Origin of the sequence: Kribbella orskensis (genome assembly GCF_004342085.1) — a bacterium.
GTDB lineage: Bacteria > Actinomycetota > Actinomycetes > Propionibacteriales > Kribbellaceae > Kribbella > Kribbella orskensis.
Genome location: NZ_SLWM01000039.1, coordinates 32742 through 41814 on the forward strand (window position 1 = coordinate 32742; position 9073 = coordinate 41814).

Consider the following 9073-nt stretch of genomic DNA (forward strand, 5'->3'; position numbering starts at 1 on the left):
AACGGCGGTCAACATGATGGATGCGTTCGATCGACGAACTGCTGAGGTGGGAGTAGGGCCATGGACTTCATCGAGATCCGGTTCGACCTGGGTCTTCCGGTCGACCGGGACGACGTCGAGGACGAGTTGAACGAGGCGCTGGCCGGCGTCGGGGAGGTGAGCGGCGCAGGGTCCGGGGCGTTCGGGGCACATCTCGACGTCGACATCGATCCCGGGGCGCCGAGGGACGAGGTGGTGGATCGCGTCCTGAGCCTGCTTAGCCGATTGGGCCTGGCCGGGCTGGCCCGGATCCGGCCCGGTGACGGGACGGAGTGGGTCGAGGCCGGAGCTGCCTGGAACAGTGGCAACGAGCGCGCCCCGGGCGCAAGCAGCGCCGCGGCCAGCCCGCGCTTTCCACACGGCAGGGAGATGAGAACGGTGGAGTGGATTGATTCCGGCGGCGGTCCGCTGATCGCCGTGCCCGAGTCAGTACTCGGAGCGTGGAAGGGGGCCGACAACGTGGATGAGGAGGCTGACGAGTTCGACGAGGAGGCCGGTGACTACGGGCGGGCGTGTGCGGTGGACGGTTACGCCGGAGTGATCGACGTTGGCGGCACGGCGGCCCTCGTTCTCGGCGACGCGCCCGCCCCGACTGCCTTCCTCCCGGAGCACTCGCTTTTCGTACGCCGCGTGGCCGCCGACAGCGAGGAGCCCGCGCTTGCGGCCGTCGGGCAGGGGCTGGAAGTGGCGGAGTGGGAGGAGCCGACCGACTGGGAGGTGCCGGGGCCTGTCGTCCTCTTCGATTCCGCGTACTCCGCCGAGGATCTCGACAGGACGGGGTCCCTTCGCATTGATCTCGCGCCGGGGCGCTACCGGGTCGAGTCCGCGTACGTGGAGCCGGACGACGACACCTGGCTCGTACTGATCAGGCTGACCGTCCGGTAGAGATGTGACCGAATGAGCGCCGAACTCCGGCGGGCAGTCGAGGAATTGCGCTCCGCGCTCTCGTCGCGGAGCGAGTGGCACCTGCCGAACTCGCTGCCCCCGGAGTCCGCTCACCGGACCCGGGGTCGGAGCCGGTCTGCATCGGGCTGCTCGCCCGGCCGGCCGACACGGCGCCGTGGCGGCCGACGGGCCAGGAAACGGGTGTGGACGGTCTTCCATGTGCACAGTCCGCTGGTGGATCCACGGACGGAGGGAAAGGTGAGGTGCTACGCCCCGCTCTCCGTGGCCTTGCTCAACCAGCAAAGCGGACCGGGAATGGAGACCAGAGCCGGGCACAGCAAGATCTGAACAGTTACTCGACGACGATTTCGACCGGCACGTTTCCCTGGGTGGCCAGGGAGTACGGGCAGGAGCGGTGTGTTGCCTCCAGCAACTTCTTGCCGGCTTCCCCCCTGAGGTGATCGGGCAGCTCGACCCGGAGGACGGCGGCCAGGGCGAACCCCGGACCGTTGGGGACGAGACTGACCTCGGCGGTCACAGCGACGTCCCTGGCGTCCAGTCCCATGCGCTGTGCGATGAGGTCCATCGTGGTGGAGAAGCAGGCCGCCCAGCCCGCGGCGAACAACTGCTCAGGGTTGGTGCCGTCGCCCGTTCCGCCCATCTCGTTGGGTAGTGCGAGCTTGAGGTCCAGGCGTCGGTCCGAGGTGACGGCTCGAGCGTCGCGACCGGACGACGTGGCGATGGCTGTGTAGGTGGGGTTCATGGCGTTCCCTCCGAAGGGCGTGATCGTGAACGAGGTCCACGATCAGCGAGGGCAGGGAGCCATCTCAATTACCTCTTAGGTGCGGCAATACGCGTTACCTGGCAGGTAATGGTTGGTTGGTGGGCCGCGTCGTAGGCTGGAGTGACCATGACTGCTGAACTTCTGGAAGAGCCACAGACCGTCGGTGAGCTGATTCGCTTCTGGCGCATGCGCAGGCGACTGAGTCAGCTCGACCTGGCTCTGCAGGCCGAGATGTCGACGAAGCATCTCAGCTTCGTGGAAACGAGTCGTGCGCGGCCCAGCCGGCAACTGCTGATCCACCTCTCGCACCAGCTCGATCTGCCCATGGCTGAACGGAACCGCCTGCTGTTGGCGGGTGGCTTCGCTCCGGTCTACCTCAACCAGCCTTACGAGGCCGAGGCGATGAGGCCGCTGCGCGAATCACTGCACCGATTGCTTGACGCGCACATGCCCAACCCGGCCCTCATCGTCGACGGACTGTGGAACCTGATCGAGGCCAACGATGCGGCCTCCTTGCTGTGGGCAGGTGTGGATCCCGAACTCTTGAAACCACCAGTAAACATGCTGCGGCTGTCCGCACATCCCGACGGCCTGCCGAGTGTCTCCTCCATGACCGCCGCCTGCAGTATTCCGCTGATCCACCAATTGAAACGCAAGAGCCGCGAAAGCGCGGACAAAGCGCTCGCGGAATTGATCGATGAAGTCGAGTCCTATTTGCCCGATCAGGCGCCGGCGACAGGAATTCAGCAGCCGATGGTCACCCTCGACCTTCGTACTCGACTGGGCAACGTCCGGCTGTTCACCTTGATCGCCACGATCGGCGCTCCTCTCGAAGTCACCGCCGCGAGTCTTGCGATCGAGACCTTCCTTCCTGCCGATACCACGAGCGCGGCCCGGCTGCGCGAACTGGCGGACACCAGTGCCGCGAGGAAGGTCAGCAGATGAAGCGCTCGCGCACTAGGTGTCGAGGAAGTCCCATTCGGAGCCCAGGACCCACCTGAGGGCTGACAGCTTTCCGTTGAGCATCCCCCATTCGAAGTCGTCGTACGGGCCGAGCTCGGCGGGGCCTCCGTAGCGGCCTTCGACTCTCTGCATCGGTGGGCCGGCGACGGCCAGCAGGTTGTCCATCGCCTGCTGATCACCAGTGTCTTCAAGTCGAGACAGATGATTGATGGAGCGCTGGTACCAGATCCGGTCGAATAGCTCGTTCTCCGCTTCTTGGATCTCGTTCAGGCGGCGAGGCTCCTCGACGAAGTCTGTGTCTGCGAACAGCTCTTCAAGTTCCTCTCCGAGGTTCTCGGCGAGGACCTGCCTCAGTCCGTCTACACCAAGGCCGTAGCTGGATCCCGCACCGAAGATGTTGGCCAGGTCGGGGTGCGGCTCTCGCTTGTCGCCCTGCGGTGTTGAGAAGTCGTCGGAATTTGAGGTCACGAAACCGTGTGGATCTGTCGAAAGATCAGCTCTGCCGGAAGCGGACGCGTACAGCTCGATCAGCAGCGCGTCGGCCACGCTGTTGCGGGATCGATGGAATGGGGCGGCCTTGTCGAGTCCGCCCTGGACAACGCGGCTGCGCTCATCATCCGTCGGCTCGATCTGCTCCCCCTTGGTGAGCAACTCAAGGATTCTCGTCGAAGTTTCGAGTGGTCATCGCGCCTATCAGCGGAACTTGGTGCGCCAGTTCGTCGAGCACCTGCAGCGCGTGTTCGACGCCAGCGCCGCCGAAGTCGTCGAGATCCCTCTTGATGAGGCGGAATCGCTCGGAGACGCTGGCGGTCATCGACTGCTCAATCCGTGGTCGGTTCCGCTTGAATTCGTCGATCACAACTGAGGGGACGAGCGCACCCGGATGAAGACCGCGGCGTTCCCGGTAATGAAGACGATCGACGAGTTCGACCACTCCGTGTCCTCGATCCCCACAGCCACCTCGACTGCATCGGCTCGCTGGAATGGATCGATGCGCGGGAGAACCTGTGCCTGGTCGGACAGGTCGGCACCGGCAAGAGCCACCTACTCGTCGCGCTTGGTGTCGCCGCCGTCCAGGCCGGACACCGGGTCCGCGACTACACCGCCGCCGAACTCGTCGAGACCCTCTACCGCGGCCTGGCGGACAACTCCGTCGGCAAGGTCCTCGACACCCTGCTCCGCAACGACCTGATCATGGTCGACGAGGTCGGCTTCGCACCCCTGGACGACACGGGCGCCCAGCTGCTGTTCCGCTTCGTCGCCGCCGCCTACGAACGCCAAGCCCTCGGCATCGCCTCCCACTGGCCGTTCGAGTCCTGGGGACGATTCCTCCCCGAACACAACACCGCCGTCAGCCTCCTCGACCGGCTGCTCCATTACGCCAACGTCGTCGTCACCGAGGGCGACTCCTACCGGATGCGCGAAGCTAGAACCAAAGGAGGCACCCGCCTGAACAAGCCTGACAACCCGAGGGGTGGGGACTGAAGCGCCCCAGGTTCTCTGCCGCTCTTATACGGGTTGCGGCTCGTGGTTGAGAGCAGCGTAGTGGGCTTGTTCGAACTCCACGGGTGGTGTCATGCCGAGGGAGCTGTGGAGTCTGCGGTTGTTGTACCAGTCCTGAGTCGGGCCAAGTTAGTGCGCACCGTTCGGTCAGGTGATCTGGGCGAGGGCGTCGCGTAGATCGGTGGGCAGTGGGTCTTCGGCGGTGAGCAACTGCTGGCCGGCGCGGATCTGGACGGTGCGGTAGCGGCGGGCGGTCCTGACGAACTTCTTGATCGACCAGCCGGTGCGGTCCTCGATGAACCGGGTGATGGCCAGCGCGGCGAACACGATGGTCAGGTGCGCGTCGATGGATTCGCGTTTGTGGTGGTAGATCGGCCGCGCGCGCAGGTCGTGCTTGGACATCCGGAAGCTCTTCTCGATGCGCCACAGTTGGTGGTAGGCGCCGATCACGAAGTCGGCTGTGGGGTTGTCGATGTTGGTGGTGTAGCCCTTGAGTCCGGCCAGTCCGCGGGCCTTGGTCTCCAGGTCACGGTTCACGGACTTGTGGGTGCCGGTGAGCTTGATGAACCTGTTCCGCTTGACCGGTGCCTTCCCGGCGACGGCGTTCGCAGCCTTGGCGACCTGTTCGTCGATCCCGCGCAGCGTGCGCCGTGCCCGGTCTGCCTTGTACTGGTAGTAGATGACCTTGTCGCGGCGGCCGTTGGCCTTCTGCGCCTGCGTGACCGGCCAGCGCTGAGTGAACACGTACCCGTCAGGGATGTCTTCACCCGGGTGGGTTTCGCGCCACTTCCTCACCACGTAAGGCATTTCGGGGATCTTCGTGCCGAGGATGAACGACAGCCCGGCGTCCTCAATCGCGCTCTGATTGGCATCGGAGATCATCCCCGCGTCCGCGACCACCGTCACATCACGCAGATCGTGGGCGGCCATGAACGCCTCGATGACCGGCAGCATCGTCTTGGTCTCGGCCCGGTTGCCCTCGAACGCCTCCACCATTAGCGGAAACCCCGATCCGTCGGTCAACAAGCCCAGCGTGATCTGCGGTTCCAGACGACGCTCCTTGGAAAACCCCGGCTCCCGGAACCCGTCGCCGGCATCGGTCTCGAAGTACAGCGTGGACACGTCGTAGAGCACCAGCGATGCCGGACCGAGCGCGGCATGCTTCGCGCACGCGGCCGCCAACCCACGACGCCACGACTCCTGGGCGTAGACCGGCAACCGTCTCTTGATCGTCCGGTACGAGGCAGGCTTGATGCCGGTCTCGGCCAGCACCCGGATCGAGTCTTCCTTGCTGGTCGGCTCGATGATCCGCGCCAGCACGAGCTGCCGGAACACCTCATCGCCACCGGCCGCCGCAGCGAACCCGAGCACGTCGTAGGCACCGCACAGCGCGTCCCACAGATGCCGCATCCGCGACGAGGCGATCTCCAACGGCCCGCCAGACGACGCCGCCTCGGCCACGCTCAACCCGAGATCGAGCTCGGCCTGGCCCTCGGCGATCCGCTGACGAGCAACAGCCTTGAGCGCCTCCAACTCTTCGCCATCATGAGCCGAGCCCAGATGCTCAATGTCACGCGAACCGCGCCGTGACGAGTACACGATCTGGACCGCAGTCGCTCCCGACGCCGTCTTCACCGTCCGCACGTACACCACCCGCGCAGCCTACAAACCCCGATTAGTGCGCAAATTCACCGACTCCACAGCCCAAACCCGCAGGTCACAGCCCCGCGCGCCCCGTCAGGCCGAAATCGTGGCCCGAGTCAGGTTGTACCAGTCGACCCAGCCGGCGGTGGCGTATTCGACGTCGGCGATGGTCTTGTACGGCCCGTCGTGGAAGACGGTGGTGCGGATGCACTCGGCCTTGTAGAGGCCGTTGACGGTTTCCATCAGGGCGTTGTCGTAGGCGTCGCCGACGGACCCGATCGAGGGCCGGATGCCCTCGAGTTCGAGGTGCTCGGCGAGCCGGATAGACGTGTATTGCTTAGGTTCAAGGAGTCGTCGCAACACCGGTTTGTTGGGCTGAGTCTAGGTGATTGTTGAGGGCTTCGGCGGGGGTCTTCCATCCGAGGGTCTTACGGGGTCTGTTGTTGAGTGTTGCTGCGATGGCCTCGAGGTCGGTGATGCTGTGTCTGGCTAGGTCGGTGCCCTTGGGGAAGTACTGACGCAGCAGCCCGTTGGTGTTCTCGTTCGTGCCTCGCTGCCAGGGGCTGTGAGGGTCGCAGAAGAAGATTGCGAGCCCGGTCTCGTCGCGCAGGCGGGTGTGTTGCGACATCTCCGAGCCCTGGTCCCAGGTCAGCGATCGCCGTAGCTGTTCCGGCAGGGTGGCGAGCTGCATCGCGATCGCGTCGCGGACCGCGGTGGCGCCATGTCCGGCCAAGGGCGGACCGTTCTTGACCGGCGCTGTCAGGCCGTGGTTGTCCATCCGCGGCAGGTGCAACAGCATCGTGAAGCGGGTGGTGCGCTCGACCAGCGTGCCGATCGCTGAGGCCTCCAGTCCGATGATCAAGTCGCCTTCCCAGTGTCCGGGCACGATCCGGTCTGCGACCTCGGCGGGCCGAGCGCTGAGCGAGACCTCAGGGGTGACGAACTTCTTCCCGCGCCCGCGGGTACGGGCCCGTGGCACCCGCAGCGCCCGGCCGGTCCTCAGGCACGCGGTCAACTCCCTGTCCAGTGCGCCCAGGCCTTGGATATAGAGCGCCTGATAGATGGCCTCGTGCGAGATCCGCATCGACTCGTCCTCGGGGAAGTCGATCCGCAGCCGGTGGCTGGTCTGTTCAGGACTCCATGCGGTTCCCCACTGCCGGTCCTTGCGCCGGCCATGCCGACGCCCTTTCCATGGAACGTTCGGACCTGGAATCGGCCGGCCCTCAGCGTCGGTAACTGCCCCGCTCAGCCTCTCCTGAACGTAGTCCCTGAGCTGGTCGTTGACGGCAAGCTTGGCGACCTTGGGCCTGCGCGCGCGACGTTCGGCATGCCACTGAGCGACCGAGGCCCGGTACTCCAGACCGCCGCTGCGGGTGGCGGCATTGCGGCGCAGTTCGCGAGAGATCGTCGAGGGACTGCGGCCTATCCGCTCCGCAATCTCGCAAACGCCCAACTGCTGGGCCTTCAGTAGCGCGATCTCCTCCCGCTCGGCGAAGGACAGGTACCGGCCTGAAGGTGCGGCCAAAGGCATGGGTGGCATCCCGCCACCTTCACGAAACCATCGGGAACCGACCGGCGGCGACACGCCGCATGCCACCGCGGCGTCCTCGGTCGATAACCCCTCAGCGATCCGCGTCCAGAACCACCGCTGGACCTCACGGCCGTTGACCGTGGGCCGTCCCGGCGAACGCATCGGTGCCCTCCCCGCCAGATCCGACCGTCGCACCTTCTGCTTCGCCACCAGCAACTCCCTCGAAATCAAGGTGTTGCGACGACCAGTTGAATCCGCCTTGACTCCCGGCATCGCTGTGGTGGATGAGCTCACCGGCGGTGGCGGGGTGGCCTTCGCGGTCGCGTTGCCACAGCGCCATCCGCAGCGGCGTCATCACCAGGTCGGTCTGCTTGCTGGTCGAGGCGTGCCAGGCCACGATCCGCTGGGCGAAGCAGTCGAGGATGAACGCGACGTAGACGAACCCGGCCCACGTCTTCACGTAGGTGAAATCGGTGACCCAGACGCGGTCGGGTGCCTGAGCGGTGAAGTCCCGGTCGAGCAGGTCACCGGCCCTGATCCCGTCCTTGGCCGGGATCGTGGTGCGGACGCCCTTGTCGCGCCGCACCCCGGCCAGCCCCAGCGTGCGCATCGCCCGATCCACCGCGCCGTAGGACGCCTGAGGCATGCTCGTGCGGCGCAGCAGGGCGGTCATCTTGCGCCGGCCGTACAGGCCCTCCGCAGACAGCCTCGGCGCGCAGGTCTTCGCGTCGGGCTGCCAGGCAGCATCGCGGACGGCGTCGACCACCGCCGCGTCGGTGACGGTCCGGGCCGCGACCCGGCGGCCGGGCTGGCTCCAGAACCGGTAGGTCCGCGCAGCGACCTGACAGCCCTGCTCGCGCAGAACCCGGCAGATCGACTCGACCGCGCGACCCTCAGCTCTCATGGTGTCGATGAAACCCATGATCAGTGGTTGCGGGGGTCGAGTTCCCCGGCGAAGAAAACCGTTGCAGCCTTGAGGATCGCGTTGTCCTCCTCCAGACGGCGAACCCTCGCCTTCAACGCCTTGATCTCCGCCAGCTCCTGGCTCGTCAGGCCCTCCCGCGCCCCGGCGTCGACCTGGTCCTGCAGCACCCAGCGGCGCACGCTCTCCTTGCTCACACCGACCTGCCTGGCCACCGCCTCCGCCGCAGCCGTCAACGACGCGTACTCCGACAGATGGTCATTGACCAACCGCACCGCACGGGCACGGACCCCAGGATCGATCTTCTTCGGCATGGTGCACATCCTTCCAACTCAGAAAGATGCGGCATCAAACCTGGGGCGGTTCAGGTGTGCACCGTTCAGACGCGCTCCCGTCAGATCCGCCCTGATGAGCTTCGCCGCCGCGAGTCTGGCTCGCTCAAGACTTGCGTCTTTGAGTTCCGCATAGCTCAGATCTGCGTCTTCAAGGTCGGCGTCTGTGAACACCGCGCTAGCGGCGTCCGCCCTGGTGAAGATTGCGGCCTTCAATGCGGCGTCTGGGAACTGGGCTCCGCTTAGCTGTGCGCTACTGAGGTTCACGTTCTCGAGTTGCGCACCAGCGAGGGACGCCTCCTTCAAGTTGGCATCTACGAGTTTCGCCCCTGTCAGCAAAGCACCGTCAAGGTTCGCCCCATTGAGACTCACACCTGAACCGTCCTGGGTTTGATGCACCCCTCGGTTATGTGTGAGCGACCGGTTGGTCGTCACGGGTTCGTGCATAGTAGTCAGCTTCGGCTTCGGCG

9 protein-coding genes and 2 pseudogenes are annotated in these 9073 nt (G+C 65.6%); 3 read left to right on the forward strand and 8 right to left on the reverse strand.

The window, feature by feature from the left end; translation table 11 throughout:
- The first annotated feature begins 60 nt into the window (after positions 1–60).
- Positions 61–924, forward strand: coding sequence for an Imm21 family immunity protein (locus EV644_RS46985; protein ID WP_241999417.1), 864 nt, complete (start codon positions 61–63; stop codon positions 922–924).
- A gap of 352 nt (positions 925–1276) precedes the next feature.
- Here EV644_RS46985 and EV644_RS42205 read toward each other — a convergent pair whose 3' ends face one another.
- Complete coding sequence (locus EV644_RS42205; RefSeq protein ID WP_132197082.1) at positions 1277–1687, reverse strand: Ohr family peroxiredoxin; 411 nt, start codon at positions 1685–1687, stop codon at positions 1277–1279.
- A 147-nt stretch (positions 1688–1834) separates the two neighbouring features.
- Between EV644_RS42205 and EV644_RS42210 the strand changes: the two genes are divergently transcribed.
- Positions 1835–2653 (forward strand): helix-turn-helix domain-containing protein, encoded by an 819-nt coding sequence (locus EV644_RS42210; RefSeq protein WP_132197080.1) that lies wholly within the window; start codon positions 1835–1837, stop codon positions 2651–2653.
- A gap of 12 nt (positions 2654–2665) precedes the next feature.
- Here EV644_RS42210 and EV644_RS42215 read toward each other — a convergent pair whose 3' ends face one another.
- Both EV644_RS42215 and EV644_RS45000 read right to left on the reverse strand, forming a co-directional pair.
- On the reverse strand, positions 2666–3322 hold the full coding sequence (locus tag EV644_RS42215) for a PIN domain-containing protein (protein WP_132197078.1): 657 nt from the start codon (positions 3320–3322) through the stop codon (positions 2666–2668).
- Between the two features lies 1 nt (position 3323).
- Positions 3324–3605 (reverse strand): PIN domain-containing protein, encoded by a 282-nt coding sequence (locus EV644_RS45000; RefSeq protein WP_199240354.1) that lies wholly within the window; start codon positions 3603–3605, stop codon positions 3324–3326.
- 35 nt (positions 3606–3640) lie between these two features.
- On the opposite strand from EV644_RS45000, the gene EV644_RS42220 reads away from it, so the two are divergent.
- Complete coding sequence (locus tag EV644_RS42220) at positions 3641–4156, forward strand: ATP-binding protein (protein ID WP_500789618.1); 516 nt, start codon at positions 3641–3643, stop codon at positions 4154–4156.
- Positions 4157–4321: 165 nt separating this feature from the next.
- On the opposite strand, the gene EV644_RS42225 is transcribed toward EV644_RS42220, so the two are convergent.
- The 5 genes and pseudogenes from EV644_RS42225 to EV644_RS42250 all read right to left on the reverse strand — a co-directional run.
- Positions 4322–5827: an IS1634 family transposase gene (locus tag EV644_RS42225; protein WP_132197076.1), complete on the reverse strand. Its 1506-nt coding sequence runs from the start codon at positions 5825–5827 to the stop codon at positions 4322–4324.
- Positions 5828–5929: 102 nt separating this feature from the next.
- A pseudogene (locus EV644_RS42230) lies at positions 5930–6154 on the reverse strand (integrase core domain-containing protein); the annotation flags it as partial.
- Positions 6155–6161: 7 nt separating this feature from the next.
- On the reverse strand, positions 6162–7511 hold the full coding sequence (locus EV644_RS42235; RefSeq protein WP_206751516.1) for an IS30 family transposase: 1350 nt from the start codon (positions 7509–7511) through the stop codon (positions 6162–6164).
- Positions 7510–8585, reverse strand: a pseudogene (locus EV644_RS46990) (IS3 family transposase); the annotation flags it as partial. The pseudogene EV644_RS46990 and the gene EV644_RS42235, both read right to left, overlap by 2 nt.
- 18 nt (positions 8586–8603) lie before the next feature.
- On the reverse strand, positions 8604–9073 hold a 470-nt coding region (locus EV644_RS42250), incomplete at its 5' end, for a pentapeptide repeat-containing protein (protein WP_206751517.1).

What these genes read in the sequence shown, in the direction of transcription:
- EV644_RS42235 (WP_206751516.1), bottom strand. Translation starts at nt 7,511, where the DNA reads ATGCGTTCGCCGGGACGGCCCACGGTCAACGGCCGTGAGGTCCAGCGG.
- EV644_RS46985 (WP_241999417.1), top strand. Translation starts at nt 61, where the DNA reads ATGGACTTCATCGAGATCCGGTTCGACCTGGGTCTTCCGGTCGACCGG.
- EV644_RS42210 (WP_132197080.1), top strand. Translation starts at nt 1,835, where the DNA reads ATGACTGCTGAACTTCTGGAAGAGCCACAGACCGTCGGTGAGCTGATT.
- EV644_RS42205 (WP_132197082.1), bottom strand. Translation starts at nt 1,687, where the DNA reads ATGAACCCCACCTACACAGCCATCGCCACGTCGTCCGGTCGCGACGCT.